The 26,226-nt window shown below is 42.3% G+C and carries 26 protein-coding genes and 1 pseudogene; 18 read left to right on the top strand and 9 right to left on the bottom strand.

The genetic code is table 11. The annotated features are described in order from the left end of the window. Positions 1-7: 7 nt before the first annotated feature. Entirely contained in the window at positions 8-1,729 is a 1,722-nt protein-coding gene (locus AC1D7X_RS23645) for a sensor histidine kinase (protein ID WP_495476220.1), read from the bottom strand. A 351-nt stretch (positions 1,730-2,080) separates the two neighbouring features. Here AC1D7X_RS23645 and AC1D7X_RS23640 point away from each other — a divergent pair, with 351 nt between their 5' ends. The 10 genes from AC1D7X_RS23640 (at position 2,081) to AC1D7X_RS23595 (ending at position 9,090) form a co-directional block, all read left to right on the top strand. Continuing rightward, the gene (locus AC1D7X_RS23640; RefSeq protein WP_495476219.1) at positions 2,081-3,685 is read left to right on the top strand and encodes an extracellular solute-binding protein; all 1,605 of its coding nucleotides are present in this window, start codon (positions 2,081-2,083) and stop codon (positions 3,683-3,685) included. 280 nt (positions 3,686-3,965) lie between these two features. Further along, entirely contained in the window at positions 3,966-4,283 is a 318-nt protein-coding gene (locus tag AC1D7X_RS23635; RefSeq protein ID WP_495458576.1) for an alpha-amylase family glycosyl hydrolase, read from the top strand. A gap of 26 nt (positions 4,284-4,309) precedes the next feature. Continuing rightward, complete coding sequence (locus AC1D7X_RS23630) at positions 4,310-4,498, top strand: hypothetical protein (protein ID WP_495458577.1); 189 nt, start codon at positions 4,310-4,312, stop codon at positions 4,496-4,498. A 346-nt stretch (positions 4,499-4,844) separates the two neighbouring features. Beyond that, the gene (locus tag AC1D7X_RS23625; RefSeq protein ID WP_495458578.1) at positions 4,845-5,768 is read left to right on the top strand and encodes an ABC transporter permease; all 924 of its coding nucleotides are present in this window, start codon (positions 4,845-4,847) and stop codon (positions 5,766-5,768) included. Positions 5,769-5,785: 17 nt separating this feature from the next. Continuing rightward, positions 5,786-6,709 (top strand): carbohydrate ABC transporter permease, encoded by a 924-nt coding sequence (locus AC1D7X_RS23620; protein WP_495458579.1) that lies wholly within the window; start codon positions 5,786-5,788, stop codon positions 6,707-6,709. 32 nt (positions 6,710-6,741) lie between these two features. Beyond that, positions 6,742-7,020 carry a hypothetical protein gene (locus AC1D7X_RS23615; RefSeq protein WP_495458580.1) on the top strand — a complete coding sequence of 93 codons (279 nt, stop codon included), beginning with the start codon at positions 6,742-6,744 and terminating at the stop codon, positions 7,018-7,020. Between the two features lie 39 nt (positions 7,021-7,059). Continuing rightward, positions 7,060-7,623 (top strand): type 2 periplasmic-binding domain-containing protein, encoded by a 564-nt coding sequence (locus AC1D7X_RS23610; RefSeq protein WP_495458581.1) that lies wholly within the window; start codon positions 7,060-7,062, stop codon positions 7,621-7,623. Further along, positions 7,592-7,927 (top strand): hypothetical protein, encoded by a 336-nt coding sequence (locus AC1D7X_RS23605; RefSeq protein ID WP_495458582.1) that lies wholly within the window; start codon positions 7,592-7,594, stop codon positions 7,925-7,927. The genes AC1D7X_RS23610 and AC1D7X_RS23605 overlap by 32 nt, the downstream gene beginning before the upstream one ends. Before the next feature lie 44 nt (positions 7,928-7,971). Next, a complete protein-coding gene (locus AC1D7X_RS23600) occupies positions 7,972-8,328 on the top strand; it encodes a hypothetical protein (protein ID WP_495476218.1) in 357 nt (118 codons plus the stop codon). Positions 8,329-8,757: 429 nt separating this feature from the next. Next, positions 8,758-9,090, top strand: a complete 333-nt coding sequence (locus AC1D7X_RS23595) for a hypothetical protein (protein ID WP_495476217.1) — start codon at positions 8,758-8,760, stop codon at positions 9,088-9,090. A 352-nt stretch (positions 9,091-9,442) separates the two neighbouring features. Here AC1D7X_RS23595 and AC1D7X_RS23590 read toward each other — a convergent pair whose 3' ends face one another. Genes AC1D7X_RS23590 through AC1D7X_RS23575 form a run of 4 tightly spaced genes read right to left on the bottom strand, consistent with a single transcriptional unit; the run spans position 9,443 to position 13,416 of the window. Then, positions 9,443-10,258, bottom strand: a complete 816-nt coding sequence (locus tag AC1D7X_RS23590) for an ABC transporter ATP-binding protein (protein WP_495476228.1) — start codon at positions 10,256-10,258, stop codon at positions 9,443-9,445. Continuing rightward, entirely contained in the window at positions 10,258-11,289 is a 1,032-nt protein-coding gene (locus tag AC1D7X_RS23585; RefSeq protein ID WP_495476216.1) for a FecCD family ABC transporter permease, read from the bottom strand. The genes AC1D7X_RS23590 and AC1D7X_RS23585 overlap by 1 nt, the downstream gene beginning before the upstream one ends. Then, a complete protein-coding gene (locus AC1D7X_RS23580; RefSeq protein WP_495476215.1) occupies positions 11,286-12,326 on the bottom strand; it encodes a FecCD family ABC transporter permease in 1,041 nt (346 codons plus the stop codon). The genes AC1D7X_RS23585 and AC1D7X_RS23580 overlap by 4 nt, the downstream gene beginning before the upstream one ends. After that, positions 12,319-13,416, bottom strand: a complete 1,098-nt coding sequence (locus AC1D7X_RS23575) for an iron-siderophore ABC transporter substrate-binding protein (protein WP_495458587.1) — start codon at positions 13,414-13,416, stop codon at positions 12,319-12,321. Before AC1D7X_RS23575 ends, AC1D7X_RS23580 begins: the two co-directional genes overlap by 8 nt. Positions 13,417-13,650: 234 nt before the next feature. Between AC1D7X_RS23575 and AC1D7X_RS23570 the strand changes: the two genes are divergently transcribed. From AC1D7X_RS23570 to AC1D7X_RS23545, 6 genes and pseudogenes are all read left to right on the top strand, one after another. After that, on the top strand, positions 13,651-14,358 hold the full coding sequence (locus tag AC1D7X_RS23570) for a DNA alkylation repair protein (protein WP_495476214.1): 708 nt from the start codon (positions 13,651-13,653) through the stop codon (positions 14,356-14,358). Positions 14,359-14,461: 103 nt separating this feature from the next. Further along, positions 14,462-14,647, top strand: a complete 186-nt coding sequence (locus AC1D7X_RS23565; RefSeq protein WP_495476213.1) for a hypothetical protein — start codon at positions 14,462-14,464, stop codon at positions 14,645-14,647. A gap of 97 nt (positions 14,648-14,744) precedes the next feature. After that, entirely contained in the window at positions 14,745-15,512 is a 768-nt protein-coding gene (locus AC1D7X_RS23560) for a peptidylprolyl isomerase (protein ID WP_495476212.1), read from the top strand. Between the two features lie 25 nt (positions 15,513-15,537). Then, positions 15,538-16,392: a cyclic nucleotide-binding domain-containing protein gene (locus AC1D7X_RS23555; protein WP_495476211.1), complete on the top strand. Its 855-nt coding sequence runs from the start codon at positions 15,538-15,540 to the stop codon at positions 16,390-16,392. Between the two features lie 107 nt (positions 16,393-16,499). Then, a pseudogene (locus tag AC1D7X_RS23550) lies at positions 16,500-17,662 on the top strand (ABC transporter transmembrane domain-containing protein); the annotation flags it as partial. Between the two features lie 3 nt (positions 17,663-17,665). Next, the gene (locus AC1D7X_RS23545) at positions 17,666-18,577 is read left to right on the top strand and encodes a peptidase domain-containing ABC transporter (protein ID WP_495476227.1); all 912 of its coding nucleotides are present in this window, start codon (positions 17,666-17,668) and stop codon (positions 18,575-18,577) included. 25 nt (positions 18,578-18,602) lie between these two features. Here the strand turns inward: AC1D7X_RS23545 and AC1D7X_RS23540 are convergent, their stop codons facing one another. After that, positions 18,603-19,691: a winged helix DNA-binding domain-containing protein gene (locus AC1D7X_RS23540; protein WP_495458594.1), complete on the bottom strand. Its 1,089-nt coding sequence runs from the start codon at positions 19,689-19,691 to the stop codon at positions 18,603-18,605. A 220-nt stretch (positions 19,692-19,911) separates the two neighbouring features. Here AC1D7X_RS23540 and AC1D7X_RS23535 point away from each other — a divergent pair, with 220 nt between their 5' ends. Continuing rightward, complete coding sequence (locus tag AC1D7X_RS23535; protein ID WP_495458595.1) at positions 19,912-21,648, top strand: methyl-accepting chemotaxis protein; 1,737 nt, start codon at positions 19,912-19,914, stop codon at positions 21,646-21,648. A gap of 118 nt (positions 21,649-21,766) precedes the next feature. Here AC1D7X_RS23535 and AC1D7X_RS23530 read toward each other — a convergent pair whose 3' ends face one another. Continuing rightward, positions 21,767-22,570: a WYL domain-containing protein gene (locus AC1D7X_RS23530; protein ID WP_495458596.1), complete on the bottom strand. Its 804-nt coding sequence runs from the start codon at positions 22,568-22,570 to the stop codon at positions 21,767-21,769. Continuing rightward, the gene (locus AC1D7X_RS23525) at positions 22,557-23,843 is read right to left on the bottom strand and encodes a helix-turn-helix transcriptional regulator (RefSeq protein ID WP_495458597.1); all 1,287 of its coding nucleotides are present in this window, start codon (positions 23,841-23,843) and stop codon (positions 22,557-22,559) included. The genes AC1D7X_RS23530 and AC1D7X_RS23525 overlap by 14 nt, the downstream gene beginning before the upstream one ends. Before the next feature lie 137 nt (positions 23,844-23,980). Here AC1D7X_RS23525 and AC1D7X_RS23520 point away from each other — a divergent pair, with 137 nt between their 5' ends. Further along, positions 23,981-25,399, top strand: a complete 1,419-nt coding sequence (locus AC1D7X_RS23520; RefSeq protein WP_495476210.1) for an RtcB family protein — start codon at positions 23,981-23,983, stop codon at positions 25,397-25,399. A 202-nt stretch (positions 25,400-25,601) separates the two neighbouring features. On the opposite strand, the gene AC1D7X_RS23515 is transcribed toward AC1D7X_RS23520, so the two are convergent. After that, positions 25,602-26,135, bottom strand: coding sequence for a TetR/AcrR family transcriptional regulator (locus tag AC1D7X_RS23515; RefSeq protein ID WP_495458599.1), 534 nt, complete (start codon positions 26,133-26,135; stop codon positions 25,602-25,604). Between the last annotated feature and the right edge of the window lie 91 nt (positions 26,136-26,226).

Raw genomic sequence — 26,226 nt, 5'->3', positions numbered from 1 at the left:
ACTCCATTCATATTGATTTATTCGGAAGATCCGGAAGATATAAGAGAACACTTGCGCCACCTCCCTCCAAATTGGAGAAGGTGACTGTAGCTCTTTTAAGATAGAGGTATTCCAGCCTTTTAAGAGTATTCATAATGCCGATTTGCGTACCTTTGGTTTGATCCAAGGGCTCTCCATGATTAAGTTTCTCCAGTATATTTGGTGGAAAACCGGGCCCGTTGTCAAAGAGATGGATAACGGTCACTTCGTCTTCCTCGATCTGGCAGCGTTTTACTGTAAGCCTGATATGTACTTCGTGTTCTCTGGATATCGCGTATTTAATCGAATTTTCGATGAAGGTTTGAAGTACCAGAGGTGGAATTTCCACGCTGCTTGCCTGATCTTCTTGTTCGATAAGGTAAATAAATGCATCCTGATAACGTTGTTTTTGAATCTCGAGATAGGTTCGGACATGCTCGATCTCATCCTCCAATCGGACAAAATTCTCACCGTTCTGAAAAATATATCGGAAATATTTAGACGTCGACATCGCCATATTTTCAATTTCTTTATACATTTGAATTTGTGCCATGCTGTAAATGCTAGTCAGACAGTTCAAGAAAAAATGGGGCTTAATTTGCAGTTTCATAAAATCGAGCTGTATTCTCTGTTTCTCCAGTTCCTGTTCGTACATAGCGATTTTGAAGGTTTTGATTTGTTCAACTAGGCTTTTAAACTGTGTATTCGCCTGTTCCAGTTCTATAATCTTACTGCTTTTGAAATCCGCCGGTTGCCCTTCCTCATTAATGAAGACAAGGTTTTCGGAGAAGCTTTGAATAGGGCTCAGTACCCTTCTTTTGAAAAACAGCATAACGATGCATAAAGTGGATGTAACGATGAAGAACAGAAGCATGATAAGCAGTTGGGCAATCATGATTTTCTCAAATATACCATATTTAATGACCATCTTGGTGCTGAACGTCGTGCCCGAAAACTCGCTGCTGATCGTTGTAGGGGATTGGAAAAGATTTGAGAGCCCCCCCTTGTCCTGTAACAACTTTTTATTGTTAGATATCGGACTGGTTAAAGTATGTTCATTCTCATCTACTAGAGAAACATAACCGTTGACCCCAAGGTTAATTTGGTTTAGGGGACTTATCAGGTTATCTGCCGAGATCAGTCCAATTAGATAGCGGTTGTGATAGGGAACGATGTTAATGACATAATAATGGTTGTTTACTAGAATAGGCGTCCATTTGGAATAAAATTTCTCATAAATCTCTTTGTCGTCTATATAAGAAATAATCTTCTTTTTTAGCTCCCTGTAATCCGTATAGGTTACGCTGATCGGTGCGCAATTCAGAAAATAGGACTCATTTTTTAAATAGTAAAAGAAGTTATACTCCTGTCCGTAATTTTTTTGCAGTTCGGTAAAACGTTTATGCAGGCTCTCATTCGACTTTAAGAACTCGATGCTGTCGACTCCGTAAGTATTCATCGTAAGTAGATTCTCATCGTTCGCAAGCGTCCAGCCCATATAGTGATTAATGTATGCAAAATCATGATCAATACGGTTGATGTAGAGTGACGCCGTATCCTGCAAATTTCGAGTAGACTGTTGCTTGACGATGGAAATGGAAGCGATACTGATTATTAAGTCCACAACAAGCACTGTGAATGATACCAGAATCATGACTTTTACATAATGACTAATAGGGTAGATTTTTTTTTCTGTTGTTTTTTTTTCCATAGCTTCTTGGTGCCGAGTCCTTTCCTGCGCATTCAGATCATGAATACGTTTTTATAGGTAACAAAATCATTATAAAACCTCTGCGTGAAAAAAACATAAGAACTCAGCACCGATTCACTTCAAAGTCCGGAAAGCGCAAAGAAAAGTCGGAATACTGTTACTAAATTTTCCACAGAGATAAATTTGGCCCCTTCATTTATTGTAAGCGGATTCAAAAGTCTGGATAACAGTCTTGAAGTGTCCGGAATGCGAAAAAACAAAAAGTTAATATAAAGATATTCAGATTCGCGTTCCACATATAGAAAGTGGATGAATCAAACGATTTGTATAAATGAAATGGGGGATTATGAAATGAGTGAACTCAGCAAGAAAATGAATGCAAAGAAATGGACTGTGGGTCTTCTGGTAGCAACGATGGTATTTGGAATCACCGGCTGCGGCGGAAACAATGCAAACAATGCCGCGACAAGCGAGACGAGCAGTTATAACAAAGAAGGCTTGCCGATTGTCAATGAGCCTGTGACGCTGAAGGTGCTGACCGTACGCTGGGGAAGCATGGGGGACACTTTTACTCAGAACCAGTGGTTGAAGGATCTGGAAAAGAATACGAATGTCAATATTGAATGGCAGGTAATGTCCTCCAATGACTGGGCAGAGCAGAAGTCCATTATGCTAGCAAGCGGTACACTTCCGGATATTATCTTAGGAAATCAGACCTTCTTAGATTCGGATATCGTCAATAATTTAAGCTTTTTCCGCCCGTTAGATGACTATATTGAGCAAAACATGCCTAATCTTAAAGCGGCCATGGAAGAAACGCCTGAAATGAAAAAAATCAGTACCTTTCCTGACGGCAAAATCTACTCTCTGCCAACAAGACTTCCAGCACGACCAAAAAGTTCGCGCCAGCCTGTAATTAACAAAACATGGTTGGATAAATTGGGTTTGGAGGTTCCTGAAACGATTGATGAGCTGTACAACGTACTTAAAGCTTTCAAAGAGCAAGATCCGAATGGAAACGGAAAGCAAGATGAAATTCCATTTATCGAAATAGGTAATGACTTGATTAGTCCCTTCGGGATTGCCGACTTGAATAATAACAGTATGATAATCAAGGACGGAGAAGCGATATACTATCCTGTTTCAGAGGAGTACAAAGAAGGTCTCAAATGGGAAAATAAGTTGTATGAAGAAGGCTTACTCGATAAAGAGGTGTTCACTCAGGATGAAACGATGAGATCGGCCAAGTTCCAAAATCCGGATGCTCCAATCGTAGGCTTCTCGTACCAGTGGACACCAGATGCTGTATTTGGCAAATGGAGTGATCAATATGTGACTATTCCACCGATTTCCGGACCGGATGGTAAGCGTTACACCATTGGAAATCCGATTGGTATGAGTGTTAACCGCAACGAACTGCTCATAAGTACTTCCGGCAAATACCCGGAGGTTGCCGCACGCTGGGCCGACCAGTTCTATACCAATGAAGCAAGTATTCAGAATTTCTGGGGAGCGATTGGCACCGTTATCCAGAAGAACGATAACGACACCTTTACTTTGATGGATCCACCAACCGGAACCAGCGCGGATGCATGGTACTGGGATCAGTCGCTCCGTGATTTCGGACCGAAATATGTGAGCCCGTCTTTTGAAGAGAAAATTGTTCTGAACACGGAGAGCGGAGATGGACTGAAGATACAGCTTGATAAGCTGGGCAGCGAATATGTAACAGAGCCTTTCCCTAACGTTATGTACACCGCAGAGGAGTTCCAAGAGCTTCCGACTTTGACCACGGATATCGACAGCTACATGAATACAGCGCGTGCCCAATTTATAAGCAAAGGCGGCATTGACGAAGGCTGGGATGCTTATGTCAAGCAGCTTAATAAAATGGGTCTTGAAAAGTTAGTCAAGATTCGTACCGATGCTTACAGCCGTTATGTGAGTGTGAATTAACTTATTTGTCTCCCAAAATGTGCTGCCCTGCAAATTGCTGTTGGGCAGCCTTTTCTCTATACTGCATTTCATCTCAAAATTTTCCTACATGATGCATAAGTTCACAAAACTTTAGGAGTGTACTAAATGGCAAAAACAATGTGTATTTCGCCTACAAGCAAGAGGTATGGTTAGCTTGTCTGACTCTGAAATCCTGCAGGTATTTGACGTCTGCTACGATTACGATGTCTACCCTTATTTCACGGGATATCTGGCCTGAAATAACACGCTGGCATGCTATATGAATAAGATCAATGCGCAAGAATCTATTTATCCGGACAACTATGTTAAACTGCGTTTTCTTGAAAATCACGACCGACCTCGTGCCAAAGCGCTTTTTCCAGATGAAAATGACCTTATCAACTGGACTGCGTTCTTATATTTCGAAAAGGGAATGCCTCTTATTTACGGCGGACAGGAAATGGGAAATGAGATTTGTCCTGATCTGTTCAACAAGAATACTGTCAATTGGAGTACGGGGAAGGACTTTCATGGCTATTCAAAGCCCTCTATCTCATCAAGAAAAAAGAAATCATGGCTCATAGTGTCTGCAATCTGAGAACCGTTGATGAGGCTGACATTATTGTGGGAACTCACATCTGGGGAGAACAAAGGCTGGTTGGTGTGTTCAGCATGAAAGGGAAGTCAGCAGAAGTAGAGGCTGATCTTCCTGATGGCGTGTACCTAAACCTGATTGACGGTAGTGAAGTCACAGTTACACAGGGCAAGCTGCACTGCAAAGCCGAGCCTATCATTATTGGTATTGAAAAATAAAGAAACGATCTGTTGGCTTTTAAAAAATGCCGTCCGGTGCTTCTGTCTTTGCCGGACGGCATCTCTTTGTAAAAGTCCGGAAAACGTCAATTAAAGTCCGAATAGCGTATTGTAGGCTGTTGATGGGGGGATGGTTCTGTATTTAGCCCCAGAACCGGACCCTAAAAGTCCGATTAACGCTTTTATAATGTCCGGTAGACGCGGAATCGAGACGATATACTAAAGATGTTCAACGGCCGGTATAACATATGGAACAATTAACAGATACGTTTATGCTTCAGAAGCCAGTTTTGTACGAAGCTGATCCAAGAAGCAGATGCTAACAAAACTTTTAGGAGGGGATGTCATGAAATCTGGTCGATTTAATTTAGGGCGGACATTCGGACAAATGAAACAAAATTGGGGTCTATATATATTGCTTTTTCCCGCTGTGATACTTACGTTATTATTCGCGTATAAACCGATGTACGGGGTGCTCATTGCATTCAAAGATTACAGCCCGGCGTTGGGAATTGGCGGCAGCCCATGGGTGGGATTCAAGTACTTCGAGAAGTTCTTTAATTCCTATCAATTTTCATCAACAATTAAGAATACACTGATCATCAGCGGGTACAGTCTGATTACGTTTCCGATTCCGATTATACTGGCGTTAATGGTTAACCAGATGAGACCCAACCGGTTTAGACGGTTTTTCCAGACTGTATCGTACATGCCTCATTTTATTTCTACGGTTGTAATGGTGGGTTTGATGATGATTTTGTTCTCCCCTAGCACCGGTTTGCTAGGGAATTTATATAGTCTGTTTGGAAAAGAGGCTCCCGATCTGATAGGCTCCGCTGGTTTATTCAGTAGTGTGTATGTCTGGTCGGATGTGTGGCAGCATGTCGGATGGGACAGCATTATCTTTATCGCTGCACTCTCTGCGGTCGACCCTAGCTTGTATGAGGCCGCAACCGTGGACGGAGCAAACCGGATGCATAAAATTCGTTATATCGATATTCCTATGCTGATGCCGACAGCGATTACACTACTTATACTGCGGGTCGGAAGTCTGCTCGGAGTTGGATTTGAGAAGGTATATCTAATGCAGAATGATCTGAATATAACTTCAAGCGAAATTCTTTCCACATATGTTTACAAAATTGGATTGCTCAGTAGTCAGTACAGCTTTTCATCGGCTATCAACTTGTTTAACACCGTCATCAGCTTTATTTTATTAATTATTGTCAATCAGATTTCTAAAAAATTAAGCGAAAACAGCTTGTGGTAGAAGGGAGGAAAATTGAAATGGGAGTATTAGAAACAGTGACAAAAGGGAATGTGGGGAAAATAAAGAAAAACCGTTCATCGGATACTGTTATGGAAATTATAATGTATGTAATATCAGCAATTTTTCTAGTTATCCTGATTTACCCGCTGTACTTTATCGTTATTGCTTCGTTCAGTGATCCTTCCGCAGTGGCAGGCGGCCAGGTATGGCTGTTTCCTAAAGGATTCACGTTCGATGGCTACAAAGAGCTGCTTCGTCATGAAAATATCTGGATCGGGTACCGGAATACCATCCTCTACACGGTGGTGGGGACCGCGATCGGTTTAGTAGTAAATATCTCGGCTGCCTATGCATTGTCAAGAAAGGACCTTGTGGGACGTAAATATATTTCGCTGTTTTTCATCTTTACGATGTTCTTTAACGGGGGGTTGATTCCAACTTTTCTAACGATCCGGGATTTTCATCTGTACGACACATTCCTGGTTATGGTACTGCCTTTCTCCGTTGGAGTTTTCAATATTATCGTCGCACGAACTTTTTTTCAGAGTAGTATTCCCGGAGATTTGTGGGAAGCGGCGCAGATTGATGGCTGTGGCAATCTTCGTTATTTTGTTCAGATTGTTTTACCGCTGTCGAAGGCAATTATCGCAGTGATCGGTTTATGGATCGCCGTTGGTTATTGGAATTCATATTTTAACGCCTTGATTTATTTAAAAGATACAAATATGTATCCTTTGCAGTTGATACTTCGTAATATTCTGATTACCAATCAGATGCAGTCTGGTATGGGAACAGGTGAAGCTGCGCAAATCGCGCTACGTCTTTCCAATATGATGCGCTATTCCGTCATTATTGTGGCAACAGTTCCAATTATGTGCGTCTATCCCTTTGTACAAAAGTACTTTAACCAAGGGGTAATGATTGGCGCTGTTAAAGAATAATGCTTTTACACTAAAAATGTGGGGGATCAAGAATGACAAATCAGCAAAGAAAGGGTCTACATAAAATACTAACTGTCACTCTTCTGGTAACAGCAATGCTGGCAAGCCTTACAGCGTGTAGTGGAAACAATGAGGATAACACCGTCGTAAGCGAAAAGAGCAATTTTAACACTGAGGGCCTACCGATTGTAAACGAGCCCGTGACATTGAAGGTGCTGACTGTCCGCTGGGGAAGTATGGGTGATACCTTTAGTCAGAATCAGTGGCTGAAGGATTTGGAGGAGAATTCAAATGTCAAAATCGAATGGTAGGTGATGTCCTCCAACGACTGGAGCGAACGGAAGCCCATTATGCTGGCAAGCGGTACGCTCCCGGATATCATCCTTGGAGATCAAACCTTAGGGGATTCTGATATTGTCAATAATCTAAGTTATTTCCGTCCGCTGGATGATTATATTGAACAATATATGCCTAATCTCAAAGCAGCCATGCAAGAAACGCCTGAAATGAAAAAAATCAGCACCTTTCCTGACGGGAAAATCTACTCTCTGCCCGCAAGATTGCCGTCGCGCTCTAAAAGTTCACGCCAGCCTGTGATTAACAAGATCTGGATAGATAAGCTGGGACTAAAGGTCCCGGAGACGATCGACGATCTTTACAACGTGCTTAAAGCTTTTAAAGAGCAAGATCCAAACGGAAACGGAAAACCAGATGAAATTCCTTATATTGAAATGGGGAACGACCTTATTAGTCCCTTCGGAATTGCTGACTTGAATAACAATCATATGCTGATCAAGGACGGAAAAGCGGTATATTACCCTATTTCAGAGGAGTACAAAGAGGCTCTCAAATGGGAGAGCAAATTGTTTGAAGAAGGATTACTTGACAAAGAATTATTCACTCCCGACTTTTGAGAAAAAGATTGTTCTGATCCCCGAGAGTGGGGACGGATTGAAGCTGGATCTTGATAAGCTGGGTAGCGATTACGTAACTGAGCCTTTCCCTAATGTTATGTACACCGTAGAGGAATTTCAGGAGCTGCCGACGTTGACCACGGACATCGACAGTTATGTGAATACAATGCGTGCCAAATTTGTGATCTTAGGCGAAATTGACGAAGAATGGGATGTCTATATCAAGCAGCTGAACGACATGGGTCTTGAACGGATGATTAAGATTCGTACCGATGCGTACAGCCGTTATATGAGCGTGAAATAAACTTCTCTTCGTAACCATCTAATAACAAGAAAAGAGGTTTATCGATGAAAAATGAAATTAAAGAGCTGAAGCCATTGTCGAAACACTTCGAGTTTCATTCCGAACCATACGCTAATGCTGACGCGATCATACAGGGAGAACGCTATCGTTTCACTGTATTAACCCCAGAGCTCATCCGGATGGAATACAGCGAAGAGGGCTCTTTTGAAGACCGGGCGTCACAGACTGTAGTGAACCGCAATTTTACGGTTCCAGAGTTTCGCGTGATAGATCTGGGAAACAAGCTTGAATTGATTACGGATCGTCTACACTTAACATATGACAAGAAGCCTTTCTCCAGGCATGGCCTCAGTGTGCGGGTGAGCAACATATCGGGTCACCTAATGAGTGTTTGGAATTAGCCGGCGGACCCAAAGACGGGCGTCGCAGAATTCAAAGCCTGGCTACCTGAGGGCGTTTGGATTGATTTATTTAATGGAAGCGTGTACGACGGTGGAAGAAAGCTCTCTCTATCGTAATATGGAAAATATCCCTGTACTAGCTAAAGCGGGTGCCATCGTTCCCTTGGTGGACCTGACGGTATATACCCCTTCGGTGGATAATCCTAAGCATATGGAGGTTCGTGTGTTTGCTGGGGGATGTGGTCATTTTCATCTCTGGGAGGACGAAGGCGATACTGCGGAGGACCGGGACGATCAATGGTGCGATACGGAAATGATACTGGATATGGGGGATGTAGCCAGCTTCAAGATTCTCCCTGCCCTAGGTAATACAAAAGTTGTGCCTGAGCGCGGTCATGGAAGTTATCCTTTGTCGGCTTTGCGGATACGATGGTCAAGGTATTCGCTGGCGGCGCAGAAATCGCAACAGACATGGGATATGACGGAAATACGCATACGCTTACGATCATTGTCCTGGATCAGGCAGTGGATAAGTCCCTGGAAGTAATGTTCACTGATGTTCGGATGGCTGTGAATTCGGTAGAAGCGGAGGTGTTTGCACTTCTGAACCGAGCGCAAATTCTTTTTCAATTGAAGGAACAAATTTACCATGTGGTCAAAGAATCAGCAACGCCGATGGCGGCACTCTCCTCTCTTGCCTCAATGAATCTTGAACATACGCTTTACGGAGCGCTATGCGAAATACTGACGGCAAGGCTTTAGAAGCTGTTTATCATCATTATATAAATTAGTGACGAGCATTATGGACAGCGATTGAAAGTATTTGTCCTTCTAATACCCGATGCCGAAACGAAAACAGAAGAGCTCATGGAATGGCTGCGTCCTCGACTGGTAAGATCTCAGCTATCCAAGGAAATTATCTTGTCGACAATTTACCGTATACCTCATTAGGTAAACTGAATAAAAAGCTACTCAGATAGAGTCTTATCCGTTAAGTACATAAAGTATGAAGGCTACCCCAATGGGAGGAAACAAAAAAAGACACAAGAATCTGGCTGCTCTAGTGTCTTTTTACTTGTTGTTCGATCTTTGTTTATTACCAGTTCACCCCTATTTAAGAAGTGTATTCATCATTAACATGATATCGACCTTTCGGTACCACCAAAGGAGATCCCGAAATGGGGTCTTCAATCACTGTAGAATTAAGCCCGAAAATGTCTTTAATCAATGTATTTGTAATAACCTCTGCTGGCTTACCCTCAGCGACCAGTTTTCCCTCTTGAAGCGCAAAAATATGGTCTGCATAACGAGCCGACAAATTGATATCATGAAGAACCATGACAATCGTAGTTCCGCGCTTTCGGTTAAGGTCTGTGAGCAGATCAAGAATTTCAACCTGATAGGTAATATCAAGAAAGGTCGTCGGTTCATCGAGAAATAGAATGTCCGTTTGTTGTGCCAGAGCCATTGCAATCCAGACGCGCTGTCTTTGACCGCCTGAAAGCTCATCGATATTATGATTAGCATACTCGATAATATCCATCGTGCTCATTGCTTCGGCAACAGCCTCATAATCCTTCTTTGTCCATCCACTGAGAAGTGATTGGTGTGGGAATCTGCCTCGACCAACCAAATCCGATACAGAAATCCCCTCAGGAACAATGGGTGATTGAGGTAACATGCCTACTACTCGAGCCAATTGTTTGGATGGGATTTTACTAATTGGTCTACCGTCAAGAGTTATATTTCCAGATGTTGGTTTGATAAGTCTGGCTAGCGTTTTAAGTAATGTAGATTTACCACAGCCATTGGATCCAATGATTACGCTTATTTTATTGCTAGGTATAACAAGATCTACACCATGGATAACTGTCTTATTCTCATAGCCTGCTACGAGTTGTTCGGCTTGAAAAGTATGTGCTGGTTTCATCATAGTTCCCCCTTTCGATTCATTCGGATTAACAAGAAGATCAGATAAGGTGCTCCGAGTAATCCGGTAATGATACCTACAGGGAATCTGTACTCAAAAGCAAATTGTCCAATTAGATCTGACGCCAGGACTAGATTAACGCCAACAAGGCCTGCCGGAATGGCGTTCGAAGAGCCAACTCCGACGAGTCTAGTTGCGATGGGTCCCGCAAGGAAGGAGACAAAGGCAATCGGACCCGTTGTAGCGGTAGCAATAGCAACCATACAGACGGAACTTACAATCAGTGCAATTCTTGTTTTGTCCGTGTTCACGCCGAGAGATGAAGCAGATTGTTCACCAAGTTCTAATATACTTAGATGTTTTCCCAGCACGATTAGGATAGGCGAACAGATCACCACGATGATGACAAGAGGCGGAAGCTCATCCATTTGAGAACCATTAAGGCTGCCAGTGAGCCAAGTGAGCGCGGATGGAATATCTCGCTCAGAACTAACTACCATGAGATAGGAGATTACAGCATCAAGCATAGCTTGTATACCTATTCCGATAAGGATTAATCGCCCAATTGAAAATGACTTCCCTCTGGATAGTATATAAATGACTAGGACCGTAACAAGACCAGCAATCACCGCAGCAAGGGAAACAATAGCTCCGCTTGTCTGAAGCACAAGTATGCAAAAAACAGCTGCCGCACTTGAGCCAGACGTAATCCCAATGACATTTGGGTTCGCAAGGGGGTTACGCAACATGGTCTGGAAGGTGTAACCTGCAATACCAAAAGCAAACCCTGCAAAAAGACCTGCAAGCATTCTTGGTAGACGGATAGTACTAACGGCAAAAGAAACGCCTTGGATTTGCTCTCCCGAAAGAGCTCGTAGTACATCTTGAACGGGATAAATGGTGTTCCCTAGTATAAGCATGGCACAGCAAAGAATGATTGCAAGTGCTGTAAGGAGGCTAGTAACAAGTATCCAACGGCGGCGTCTTTGACGTCTGCCCGCCATAATAAATTCAATAGATTGATTTCTCATAATGAACGCACTTTCGATCGCATAGCTAATATAATTAGGATTGGAGCTCCTATAAATGCTGTAACGATACCAACTTCAAGCTCTCCAGGGTTAGTAATAAGTCTGCCAGCTACATCGGATAAAGTCAGAATAATTGCTCCAGCGATGGCTGACATAGGAATAACATAACGTAAGTCGGGTCCAAGAATCAGGCGAACGACATGAGTAGATAACAGTCCGATGAAACCAATAGGCCCAGCCAGAGCCGTAGCCGCACCGCACAATATAACACCTGCAAAAGCGGCTATAAACCGCAGTATTCCTGTTCGGACGCCTAGGCCCGTCGCAACTTCGTCCCCGAGTGCTAGCGCGTTAAGTGCAGGGGCAGTAATAAAAGCGATAAGTATTCCGATAATCAGAAATGGAATGAAAGTACCAATAGCGCTCCACGTTGCGGAGCCTACGCTACCTACTTGCCAGAATCTGAACTGATCCATGACATAAGACCGTGGAATCATGATGGCTGTGACCAGAGAAGAAAGAGCAGCGCTTATAGCGGCTCCGGCTAGAACGAGCTTAATGGGCGTGGCTCCGCCACGCCCCATTGAGCCGATTCCGAATACAAACACTGCCGTAATCGCAGCCCCAGCCAAAGCTAGCCATATATATTGACTCGCGCTACTTATGTTCAAGAACGCAATACCGAAGACCACAAACAATGATGCACCTGTGTTTACTCCCAATATACTTGGGTCAGCAAGAGGGTTGCGAGTGACGGATTGCATAAGCGATCCGGAAACTCCGAGTGCTGCCCCACAAAGTAAACTGAAAACAGTTCGGGAGATACGTTTACGAACCACATTTGCACCGTAGGAGTCTACTTCCTGGTGAAATAAGCCGTCTATCAGTTCGTGAAATCTCACGGGTCGAGAGCCGTAGACCAGTGAGACAAACACGCTTATGCCTAACAGGATGAAACAAATGATTAGAACCAAGGTGAAATTCTTCGGAGTATGTGATTTTGTATGGTCGGTGTTCGGAATCGCTGAATTATTCATTGATCTTGTCAATAGCTCCAACGATTAACTTCAGGTAATCGTCTATGGTATAAGAAATGGACAGTGGATTTGGCGTTCCAGCAGCTACCAATGGTGTATCGCTCTCAATAAACGCTACAGAACCTCTTTGGACCGCAGGGATTTTGCCAAGTAGTGGATCAGCTTTAATAGCTTGATACAACGCATCATCACCATATCCAACGATTAAATCTGCATCGTTAAGGGCCTCAGCATTCTCAGCACTTAAATTTAATGAGTAGCTGTTAGGATCTGTAATTAGTTTAGTAATACTTTCAGGATCAACCATTCCCAACTCATGCAGGAAAGAGACACGAGAGTCTACAGGTGTATAAATATGTAGTTTAGACATATCTTCAGCAGAGAAGTTAACCCAAACCACCTTCTTACCTTTAATCTGAGGATATGCGCTTACCTTTTCGTTAATCATGTCCTCGGTGTCTTTAATAAGTTGCTCACCTTCGGATGCCATACCCATACCCGTTGCATTTAAAGTGACTTGCTCGCGCCATGTGGTTGTCCAAGGAGCAGTCGGATATGCTACAACTGGAGCGATTTGAGTCAGAAGATCGTAGTCTTCCTGAGTTATACCGGAGTAAGCCGCAAGAATAACATCCGGTTTGGAATCTGAAATAGCCTCGAAATCAAGACCATCTGTATCCATGAAAACATTTGGGTCCTTTACGTTAAGTTCATCTAGCTTCTTGGATGTCCAAGGCAATAGTCCGCTATCATCCTGAACCCCGAAGTTTGCCGCTGAGAAACCTACAGGAACAACACCAAGAGCGAGAACAACGTCGTGATTCGCCCATTGAATCGTAGCTACACGTTCAGGCTTGCTCTTAATAGTCGTCTCGCCAAAAGCATGCTTAATCACGATCGGATATTGGACATTGTTATCCGGAGTAGCAGGAGTTTCTGTTTGAGTAGTTTCTGTACTTGCTGAATTGCTCGCAGTCGGAGAGGGTGTAGGATTTGCATTGGATTGCTGATTAGAACAACCAACTAGTGTGATTGCAAGTAAACCGGAAATGAATAATGTAGCGAATGAGTACTTTCGTTTTGTGTTCATGTGTATACACTTCCTTATATGTAATATATTTTTTATTAATATTATGATAATGATTATCAATGTCATTAAATATATATCGTATTTAGATAGGTTGTCAATGAAAAAATTGGGAATTTCCTTTATAATGAAAGTTTACAGTCGCCTGGTGGCATTGGATTAACCTTATTTTATGATATATTCGAATGAAGAAGGATTTCATCCTGACGGATAATCTATCAAAAAGGAGTGCGAATAATGAATCTAGAATCAGTCATGCAAGAGCTTGAGGTTCTTGGAAAGGAACGAACCAAGAAGATATATCAAACCAACGGCGCGCATGAACCGCTCTTTGGCGTGGCTACTGGCCAGATGAAACCGATCTTCAAGAAAATAAAACGAAATCAGCCATTGGCTGAGCAACTCTATGCAACAGGGAATTATGATGCCATGTACTTTGCGGGGATGATCGCTGATCCGATGGCAATGTCTAAGGCGGATTTCGAACGGTGGATGGATGGAGCTTATTTTTATATGTTATCGGATTATGTGGTAGCGGTAACTCTGGCAGAGACGGATATTGCACAAGAGGTTGCCGATCAATGGATTACAAGTGATATCGAGCTGAGAATGTCGGGGGGCTGGAGCTGTTACTGCTGGCTGCTTGGCAGTCGTCCAGATCGTGAATTTGACGAAGAGAAAATCGCTGATCTATTGGAACTTATAAAAAAAACCATTCATGATGCCCCCGAACGCACGAAATACGCGATGAACAACTTTATATACACTGTGGCGATATCCTACCTACCACTTCATGATAAGGCGGTCAAAGTTGCGAAGGAAGTAGGGCAGGTAGAAGTGAATCAAGGTACCGCCAAAAGCAAAATTTTGAACGCTTCCAATAATATAAAAAAGGCAGTAGAAAGAGGGCAACTTGGCTTCAAACGGAAGCATGTAAGGTGCTAGTAGAGGAATAGAATGACTCTAACCAATACAACTTTAGTTGCTTGATAACCATCGTCATCCCCGTTAGATTAATATTAAGACTAATGGAGATGAGGTGATAACAATGCTAGAGAAGAACAATCAAGAAGTGAAACTGTGCTTCGTTGAATTGCAGGAGATAGGTAAAACGCTAACCGAACAAGAGATGAAACAAGTCTTGGGAGGTAACGGGCATTCGAGACAAGGTATTGCAACTACTACCCAAAGTCGGAACACCCCGATCTGTGGAAAAAAGGCCTATGCCCCATAGATTAGCTTAACTTATTTTTGATTTTTACGATCACCCCAAGATGTTGTTGAGGGGTGATTTTTGGTTCTATCCTATGAATATAAATGAGGTTGTGGATATGTCTCTACACAAGATAATTGCGATTACAATGGATGGACAGTCCATTAGCCTGAATGAAGTATTACGTCATGCTAAGAACCATCAGACATTTGATGTGGTACAGAGTAAAGTGAGACAAGTAATCATTGAACGATATGCTTCAGCTAATGCTATTTCGGTCAGTGGAGATGAGCTACAGCAGGGAATCGACGATTATCGGAGGAGTCATGGGCTATTACAAGTAGCCGCGGCAACGGAATGGTTACAGCGTAACAAGATGACTCTTGATGATCTTGCGGAATCGATTCGAGATCAGTTGATTGAATTCAAAGTGATGGAGAACGTTTGTCGAGATCAAGTTGAACAATATTTTTACGAGAATCGCCTTTCTTTCGATTCAGCCATCCTATCGCAAATCGTCATGAAGGAGTATGGAGCAGCGCGAGAGTTAATGTATCGGATTGAAGAGGGTAGTGACTTTTATACATTAGCCCGGCGCTATTCTATAGATGAAACTACGAGACGATCGGGTGGATATGCAGGCGAAGTGACACGATCATCCATGTCTCCGGTGGAGGCTGCTGCTGTGTTTGGTGCGCGGGCTGATGAGGTTGTTGGACCTATTCAGACAATCCAAGGATTTCATGTAATTAAAGTAGAGGAAATAAAGAGTGCCCGTCTCGATGAGCGATTGAAGAGGGACATAAGTTCTATTGTGTTCGAGGAGTGGGTCGATGAGCAACTGAACAAAGCCGCAATTGAGATTCCACTTTGGGATCAAGTATAATTCAACTCAAATTGGGATGAGAAGTATGGTGGACACGCTGTTAAATCAGATATCAATTTTGGATGTATTGAATGCAGAGGAGAAGAAACGCTTAGGGCAGAGACTTGTTTCTGAACAATATGAAATGGGTCAGACGATCGTTCGCACTGGTGAACAGATGCATGCCTTTTATTTCATCGTGTCCGGTAAAGTTAGAAGAATCAAAGAAAAGGCAAATGGTGATGAGATAAATCTGGGTCTACTCCATCCCGGTGAGCACTTTGGCGAAAGCGGGTTATTGAACAACTCAATCATTGATTTCACGATTAGGGCATCTACGGAACTGCAATTATTGAAGATGTCGAAGGAAGATTTTGTTCAAATGCTGACATTACACCCTGAGCTGGACAGATATATAAATCAATATGTAACTATGTATTCTAAGCGATTATTCTTGCAAAGCTCCACTGTGTTTGCCAATTTCGAAAACAAGGTGATAACTTCACTGATAGATAAAATAACGATTTGCCCCTATACAACGGGATCGTCTGTAGTGACGGAAGGAGAGCCCGGGAACGCTTTTTATATATTGAAGTCTGGGAAAGTGGATGTTGTAAAGGAAAGTAGTGGGGAATTGCTTAATAGATTGCAAGCGGGTGATTTCATTGGTGAAATGGCATTGCTGAATGGAGAACCACAGAAGGCTACTGTTAGAACGACAATGGATGCTATCCTATTTCGCCTGTCAAAGGAAGACTTTGACGAGTTGATTGGTAAATATCCACAAAACAAGGAAGCGATGCTTTCGATTTCCTCGAATGACAGTTTGAGAGGTAGGCATATTCCCGAAAAGAAGGACAAAGTTGTGGCTGAACCAAGTGTAGAACCGGTGAAGTTGTGAAGGGAAATATGACAGCAAATAAACGATTCCATGTTAAGAGAAGCATGCCGTGGAGAAGATATCCGGTCATTTTGCAGCAAAGCGAAACGGACTGAGGACCCGTATGTTTGAGCATGATATGTAAATATTACGGCGTATCGATTCCGATTAATCATATTAAGTCGATTACTCGTACCTCCAGATCAGGAACTTCGCTCCAAGGATTGAAGGAAACCGCAATAACGCTAGGGTTCGAAGTAGAAGGTATGAGAACGGATATTACGAATCTGCACGATGTTCATTTACCAGCGATTGCGCATTGGAAAGGAAATCATTATATAGTCGTGTACCAAGTTACGAAAGAGTATGTGTATGTGGGAGATCCTGCAATCGGCGTCGAGAAGCTGACCCATGAACAATTTGCTAAGAATTGGAATGGGTTGCTCCTAACGCTTATCCGAACGGCGGCATTAAAGGAATCAGGTTCTCGGGGTTCGACGTTGCAAAGATATGCTGCCTATTTGTGGCCGTATAAACGAATGCTGGTTTTCATTTTGTTGTTGTCTGTTGGAATTCAGCTTATCTCACTTTCTTTGCCTATTATTACTCAGATGGTCATTGATAACGTACTGGTTAATCGAAATGACCGCCTACTTACAGTTCTAATGTTAGCGATGCTGTCGATTTCATTGGTTAACGGTTTTTTTGTGTTCATTAGACAATGGATCACTTCGAAAACGGCGCTACAGATCGATATGAACATGGTTCATGCGTTTTACAAACATTTACTTGTCTGCCCTTATCTTTTTTCAACGAACGGACTGTGGGTGACATCCTCACACGGGTGAATGAAAATGAGAAAATACGTCAAATTCTCACTTCTGGGGCTACGAATTTCATTTTGGACCTGGTTACGATAGTCGTGTATGGATCGTTAATGTTGTATTACAATGTGGAATTGTTCTTCATGGCTTCTGTCATTTTCCCTCTATATGTAGTCTTGATTTATGTTATTTCTCCACGCATGCGAAAGAATAGCCGGAAGCAATTTCAAGCCCATGCTGATTCGGAGACAACGATGGTGGAGTCTGTGAGTTATATTGCAGCGGTTAAGTCACTCACTGCCGAGCAAAACGTATTTAATCAATTAAAGGATAAATTTAAAAAAGCAATGGAGCTTCGATTACAAGGAACCTTACTATGGGTATCTGCGGAGACAGGTGGGGAATGGATTCGGACACTTGGAACCATTTCTGTTCTATATTTCGGTTCGCGATTTGTATTGCAAGGCGATATGACGACAGGAGAATTGATTGCTTTTACCGTGTTATTAACGGCTGTAACCCAGGCGATCTCTTATATGATTCAAATGATGGACGATCTCATGGAAGCGCGAATTTCAATAGAAAGATTGGACGACGTGTTTCAAGCTTCTTTGGAGCAGCCTGATCTAAGTCAAATGCGGACACTTGTGGATGTTAAAGGTCAACTATCTTTTGAGAATGTTACATTACGTTATGATGCGGATGGGAATAACGTATTACAGAATGTTAGCCTAGACATATGGCCTGGAGAAACCGTTGCATTAATTGGACGAAGTGGTTCGGGGAAATCAACACTTGCTCACTTATTAATGAATTTATATCAGCCCTCAAGTGGGATGATCCGGTTGGACGGCAATGATCTGCGAACCCTTGACGCGATATCTTTACGCCGAAATATCGGAGTTGTACAGCAAGATACAGCGCTTTTTCGAGGAACAATCCACGATAATATTTCGTTTGGTCAGCCGGATGCCACTATGGATGAGATGGAAGCCGCGGCGATATTAGCAGGAGCCCATGAGTTTATCAGCTTTCTCCCTCTGAAGTATCATACGATGATTGGTGACGGAGGTATGCGTTTATCTGGAGGACAAAGCCAAAGAATTGCGATTGCGAGAGCACTTCTTGGCGATCCACCTCTACTTGTATTTGATGATGCAACGAGCGCGCTCGATACGGAATCGGAAAGAAAGATTCAGAATAATATGGATTCCATTGTTAAAAATAGAACCACGTTGATCATCGCCCATCGATTAAGCACAATTAAGCATGCTGATCGTATCGTTGTGCTGGACCAAGGCACAGTCGTAGAAAGCAGAACCCACGACGAGTTACTTCAAGCGAAGGGACTCTATTATTATTTAGTCAGCCAACAGATGTAGATTAATGCGTTGAAGTAATCTTATCTTAGATATGAAAGGATGTCGTAGCCAAAGGCAGTCCTACATATTCGCAATATCTCTCCGCAGCCTCGATGAGTCGTTGTTCTCTTTTCTTTTGAGGTGCAAATAGGCTGAATTCGATGTCGATCCCTTTATTCTTAAGAGTTCGTTTCCACGTCCCTGCAATTTGACTGTCGATGAGGATAGTCGGCATGAATACACCGTTATTACCGGGAACAATGTGATGGGCATATTCCGTCCTTAATACTGCGCTTCGATCTTTATACCCAAGCAGATATTCATCGTATCCCGGAAGCAGATAGACATTTGATTCTTCTTCCATTGCCCCAACGTGGAGGTGCTCAGTTCCCCAGTATTCCTGCCCTTGTATCTTTTCCATGATTAGTCGAGATTGAGCAGCTTCAACACCTTGTTTTGCATCCGAAAGCGTAATTCCAGCCCACCAAGCTAAATCTTGAACAGTTGCGAGACCATGGCCGGTAAAATAACGTTCCGCGAGCAAAGCGAGAGCTTCGCTCCTGGATAATTCTTTGGTGGCTGGCACCCACTCATCTAGTAATACGAAAGTCTGTTGCTTGCCCTCCCGCGGTCCAAGACAGATGAGACCGGACATCGCGATATACCACAGAAGATGATAACCCCGTTGATTATTGGTACTGATCCCATCTGCCTCTAACAATTGCATAATAGTGGGCCGGGTTATCCGCTTGTTCCCCCGTAATGCATCATAGAGGATCTGCTTGCAGTGTTCGATGATCTTCTGATCAAGTTCTAACTGTACAAGTCTTCGTTGATCCTGCGCTAGAAGGCGTGGAGCCAGAAGTTTTGTCATCCACCTTACATCTTCTGGTAACACGGAATGAATTGTGCCACGCATCAGCCAAGTCAGCAAGATCTTGTGCTCTTCGATGCTTTGCTCGATAGTACCTACTGTAGCAGAATTCATTCGTACTCCGATGGCCCACAGAGCCTGATGATAATCTTGTGATTGTAAAGCTCCAAGGTGTTGGACAACCTGTTCAGGTTTGTCAAACTTCCCACCAGCTATGTGCTGATTAAACATTCGTTGGTATGGAATACTTTGTCTCATCATGGTCGTGCCTCCTAGACAGGATTATGGTCTTGGATAAATCGCTAAGCTCTTTTAGCCTATTTTAACATCCGATCTTCAGAAGCGCATCTTCTAGGCAAAACGTACTAACATTGATATAGGCATTAGTTATTTAGTCTTGGTTTTTAGCAGGGGTTTTGATAAATCATGTCGAATAACAGTTGGAGTAGTGCAATAGAACCGGATGGAGGAGTGCGGCATAATGAAAGGGAAGAAACTTATGACGATTAGGAACAAGGTAATTCTAACGATCGTCGTTACGGTAATTACCAACCTTGTGATCGGAGGGGTTGGGATTTTCAATTTACAGAGGGTGCAATCCTCACTTGAGGCGAGCCTCAGTATCAGGGCGGAAGTCCTTGATAACATTCGTTCAGCGAATATCGACTTATATCAGATGCTGTTAGTAGAACGATCATTATACAATTATGTACCAGGGTCGAGTCAATTTACTGAGCAATTAGAAGAGCTTAACAAACAGAAGGACTCGGCAAAGAACAGATTCAATAAGTATAAGTCATTTGGTGCTATTTTTGATAATGAGGAAAAGATGATTCAAGACCACGAAGCAGCGGTTGTAGCGTATGACTCGGTTTCCAAAAAAGTAATTGACGGACTATCGTCAAAGGATTCAACTGTCCGTAAACGTGCAGAGCTTCTTTCCTATCAAGAGGGCAGTGTAAAGTTTGACCAGATGGAGGAGACGTTGGATCTTATAGGCGATATGTACTACGCTGATAATCAAATCATGTTGGACAACGCACAAAAGCAATATGGCTTCTTGCAATTGATTAGTATTCTATTAACATTATCAGGCATGATCGCTTCATCGTTTCTTGGTTATGTGATCATCCGTTCGATTCATCGACCAATTCGTTATTTACGCGGATGTGTACGAGAGATGGCAGAAGGTAATCTAGCGATCGATATACATACCTTCTCACAGGATGAACTTGGGGAATTAACCGCTGATTTTAATATCATGGCGTTGCGTATGAAAGAACTCATCTCGACAGTAGACCAATCGATTCGCCATGTGAATACTTCCGCTGAGGAACTTACTTCTATTGCGGAACAAATAACAGCAACCGGTGTGGAAATGACTTCGGGCATTAATGAAATTGCAGTAGGTGCTTCGGAGCAAGCGTCCTTAACAGAGGTGACGAGCAGTGAAACGATGGTGTTATCGGGCACGATTGAAAAGGTAAATCAAAGAAATAAAAAAATGACCAGCCTATCTTCAGAAGCTGAAATTATCTTAAGAGGCGGTATGGATAAAGTACTTAAATTGCAGGATCATAATTTACAGACGACTGAAGCAAACCAACGGGTCGTACAACATATTGAAGGTCTGGCAGAACAGATGCTTACCATTTCCACAATCGTTCAAACGATTAATGACGTATCTGAACACACGAAACTCCTCGCACTAAATGCGAGCATCGAAGCGGCACGTGCAGGCGAGTCCGGAAAAGGGTTTGCGGTCGTGGCTACAGAGATTCGCAAGCTGTCGACCATGACTTATGAATCAACAAGGAGCATAAACATCACGATCGAACGCCTCAAGGCAGGAGTCTCTCAAACGTTACAGGTTATGAATCAGACCGAATTGGTTGTCTCCAAACAATCGCTTATTGTTCAGGAGTCGGGAATAGTTTTTGAATCGATTGCGGATATGCTAAAGGAATTCATTAACTCGATTCAAGAAATGGATGAGGATATAGGGCAGATGAATGTGATCAGGGAACAGGTTGTTTCATCCATTACTAAGATATCTCATGTGGCTCGAGATGCAGCGTCTGCCACAGAGGAGATAAGTTCGGCTTCTTCGGACCAGATGCGTGCTTATTCCATGTTACATCTTGCGGCTGAACAAATGAAACAATCAAGCGAACAAGTGAGCGAAATGATCAGCAAATTTCGAATTGTACAAGAATAATGACTGATAAGCAAATAAAACAAGCGCTACTAAAAGTGGATCCACTTTTAGTAGCGCTTATTAAATTCATTCTTGTAATGACATTCAATCACTTGAAAAATTAAGCCATTCCTCCTATTTAGTCAACACTATTCTCATACCGATCTAGAGCCTTATTAGCCGACTCTAGCATCCGCTTTTTCAGATATGCACCTTCAACCACACGAACGCGTTTACCCAGAAAACGAAGCTTCGATAATACATATTCTGCCTCATTATTAGCAAAGGTTAGTAGAATCGTATAAGTGTCTTTCATCGAGTCATAAGATACTTCTTTTTCGAAACAAGAGATTGCATAGAGAATGCGTGAGAGCTCTGGATTATAGGGTCGTCCGACCTCAAGTAGGGCTTGTTGTTTACGTTTCTCAAGGATGTTCTCAATTCTTTTACTAATGTTGTTCACTTGCTCTTCGGACATTTCTAACTCGCTGATTGATTGAATATGTTCTAGCTTGGTGCTTATCAAAGAATGGTTAGCTATAGGGTACCACAGTAGATACCAGCTTCTCTTAATCATGGAATATTCCAACTTATACGGATAACCGATCTTGTTATCAAAGAGTCTTCCTCCCTTGGATGAATAGGTCATGTTTATTCCTGATTTATTCATAATCATACGACGTAGGCTACGAAGTAGAGGGTGGAATACTTGACTCTCTACACTACGTGCCTTTTCGATGATTGCTTCTGTATTCATTGATTTTTCCGTATGCAGAGTAGTTTGAAGTTTATGTAATGTGTTCGCTGAAAAAGCTTCAGATGCGACGGGAAGGTCCATCATCGTCTTTAGCCAAGATCTCTCCTGTGAAGTAATCATATAAGTTCCTGAGTCTTCTAATAAGGAGAGGATTTGATGGCTATATATTTTTTCAAATAAATTCATAATAGGTTCGAATCTCCTTCCATTCGGCAATCATTTCTTTACGTAGATTAATTGGCTTTAGTACTTCGCAGCTAGATCCGAAACTTCTGATCCATGGTTTGATCTCTGATGTCCCATTGACCACAATCTCATATACGAAAAAATCGTCATTTTCTTCTACAATTTGTCCCCATTGACCTTGTAGTAGCACACGCGCTTTAACGAAGTTTGAACTCGTATTGTTATCATTGGGATTATAGAATCTCATCTGAATGGTGACAGGACCGCTTGTATCTATTAACCAGCTGTATTTGATTTTACTTTCTAAATCGATCCTTTTCTCCCCATAGTAAGATGGGTCGACAGGCTCTTCTTGCACAAGTTGTGTCATCCCTTCCATCCGATACTTCCTAATCCCATGTCGCGTACAGTACGCTAAGAGATACCACCGTCCATATTGATGATCGTAGACGATCTTGAGTGGGAGTATAATTTCTTCTTTACCTGTGATTTCACGTTCATATCGTGGATTGGTATTACGAGACGTATAGCTTTGTGAAGACTTTGGTGAAAAATATAGAAAACGTATTTTACGATAACTATGGATGGCTTCTAATAGCGTGAATAAATGCGCTTCATCTAATATACGAGAGTAATAATGATATTTGTATAGATAAACCTCAAATTCTTGAGGGATAGATGAGCTTCTGTTTATTTGTTTTTTAAGTCCATCGCGAAGTAAATATCCTTGTACGGATGGAACCTGCGTATTTGCCATAATATCGATAAAATCATATAAATCGATTAATTCATCGGATGTGAGCTGTTGGATAAGTTCATTTTGGATACAGTAGCGATAGGGACGCTGTCCCGATTGTTTACAGATGACACCTACCTTTTCTAGATATTTCAGATCGCTGCGAATCGTTTTCTCATCGGGTGGTGTCTCTTCGCTTGTAAATGCTAAGGAGCATATATCAAGGAGTTCGAGCGCAGTGGATGCTCTTTCATGGATCGAGGCCATCAATATAGCTATTCTTTGACTTTCGGATTCCTTGAGGGATTTCCCTCGGAACAGGAATAATAACATCGGATCGGTTGATTCATAGTAGCTGTTATGCAATGAGCTAGTAAAATCTGGTCCGGCAATTTCTTTAAGTCGTCGAAGTGTCTTATCAAAGGTATGGACAGAGATGCCGAGCTTCTCTGCAAATTGTGTTCGGCTGTATGCTCCACTAGTTAGGACTAGCATCCTTAGGAACTGGATTTCTTTATCAAAGCTTTCTCGTGCCAAGGAAATCCCTCACTTTTCATATATGTATTTCAATATTGTACCAAATATTTAGGTGGTCGTAATACTTTCACCATGTTCGTAGCCGTTAAAATCAGCGATGATGAATTCAGATCAAGAAGAAACCTGGAGGTTACAAAATGGAAAGAATAGAAAAGTTCCACGGAAATAATCATTATGAAGTCGATCTACCTAATGGCAATCTGCACGTATTTGCTAATTCGGATATTTATCAATCGTTTGATTCGAGACCCTTTGAAATGGCCGATAACAACTTAAGAATTCCACGTAATGTATATATGAGCTATACGCCAGATGCTCATGTTGGTATTGGAACCTGTATCGGGACAACAGCGGTGTGGAATATGAAGGATGGATTTGTATCTCCCTCTATTGTGGGTGTAGATATTGGGTGTGGGATGCGTGTGCATACGACACCTCTACACAAGAAGGACATTCAGGATAAAGGTGTACGCAGAGCGCTAATTAAGACGATTGAGAAATATGTTCCGACGAATGAACGTACGAACTCTCATTATGCAGATATAGATATAAAGGAAGTCGTAAAGTATGGTCTGAATGGGCTTCCGAGTGCCTATGTTCCAAATGAGCAATGGCTGACACACGTTGAGCAGTCGACATTCAAGTTCGATCATCAACATCTTGATAAGCTACCAGATCATATTCACAAATACGCTCATGGTCAATTAGGAACATTGGGTGGTGGGAATCATTTTATCGAGATACAATACCTAGAGATCGAAGAAGTACAGAAGAATCTAGCGACACAATGGGGATTATTTGATGGGCAAGTTATCGTAATGATTCATTCGGGTTCTCGGGCGTGGGGTGCTAGACTTGGGCAAGAGTATACGAAGTTATTCCGAGCCTCCATGTTCAACTGGGGGATAGAGAATCCTGACCGTAATCTGATCTATGCACCGATCTCGAGCGATGAAGGGCAAAGCTATCTCAATCTGATGTACTCCGCTTTAAACTTCGCGGTAAGTAACAGACATATGATTGCCTTCGGTGTTCGCGAGGCTTTCCGTGAATGTTTCGGAGACGATATTGAGTTCCCTGTGCTGTATGACTTGATGCATAACTATGCATTGAAGGAACATCATCGGAATGAGGCGATGCTTGTTCATCGAAAGGGAGCAACACGTGCGTTGCCACCAGGACATTTCCTCAATACAGCGGCTTACAGAGAAACGGGACATCCAGCATTAATTCCTGGCTCCATGGGAACTTCTTCTTACATTATGATCGGTAAAGAAGAAGGGATGAAGAATTTCTATTCCATCTGTCACGGAGCAGGCAGAGCTAGATCAAGGAAAGCTACGAAGGAATTAGTGACTGTTGATGAATTCCAGCGTTCCATGAAAGTGGGGTCCGATGAAGAAATCCTGGTCAACCACCGTTCCTTAGCAACGATTCTAGATGAATGTCCTCAAGCATATAAAGACGTGGATCGGATTATTGATAGTGTGGTGGGTGCATCCCTAGCTGATGTAGTGGCAACATGCAAGCCTATGGCAGCGATTAAGGGAGTTTGAAGTCTATAATGGTGTGAAAGAGGGATTCCTTTCCGAAACAAGGCATATTCAATGAAGTTTTGTGAGCAGTTAAGCTTATGAATTTATTGATAATGAAAAGATTCACATGAAAAGAAGCAGTCCTATAAGTTTGTTTATAGGCTGCTTCTTTGCATTAGTTCATAGATATGAAGTATAGATCGTCCTTCGTATAACCTATTCATTATTTCAGCATACCTGCAATGTAAATATCGTTAGTTTCGATTTCTTTTGACCAATTGGTAAATCCAATTTTTAATAGTTTCTCTGCTGCTTCATAAGGGCTTATAACAAAAGAGTCTTTGAGCCAACGACTTAAGAAGCCAATGGTGCCATAGCTTGCAAAAATCGCATAATCTTGATCATCAAATATAAGCATTAATTGCGTTGTTAATCTGTCAGATAGATTCTGGATAGTGTTAGCATCATTAAATTCTACGTTATAAAATGAGCGATACTTAACAAAATGCTGACATAAATGTAGGATCATGGGCTGTTCCCAACCGGGGTGTTGGCTTTGATAGAAAGATAGAAAGCGATCATTTAATAACCTTCTTACATCGTCCATCAGGTCATACTTATCTACAAAATATAAATAAAATGTCGATCGAGAAATGTTTGCCGCATGAGCAATTTCTTTCACCGTCAAATCTTTGAAGTTGTTCGTGCTCAACAATTTCAAAAGTGCAACCCGAATAGTCTCCTTTGTAGTCTCCAAATGTGACACCCCTATGAACATATTTAATGAAAATGTCTCGTCCGTTCTAATATATTGGATTATATACTTGAATTATAACATGTCGAGGAGC

The sequence above is a fragment of the Paenibacillus sp. Y568 genome, assembly GCF_059445545.1.
Note: the sequence above shows the minus strand (reverse complement) of the source record. Positions and strands in the feature narration are given on the sequence as shown.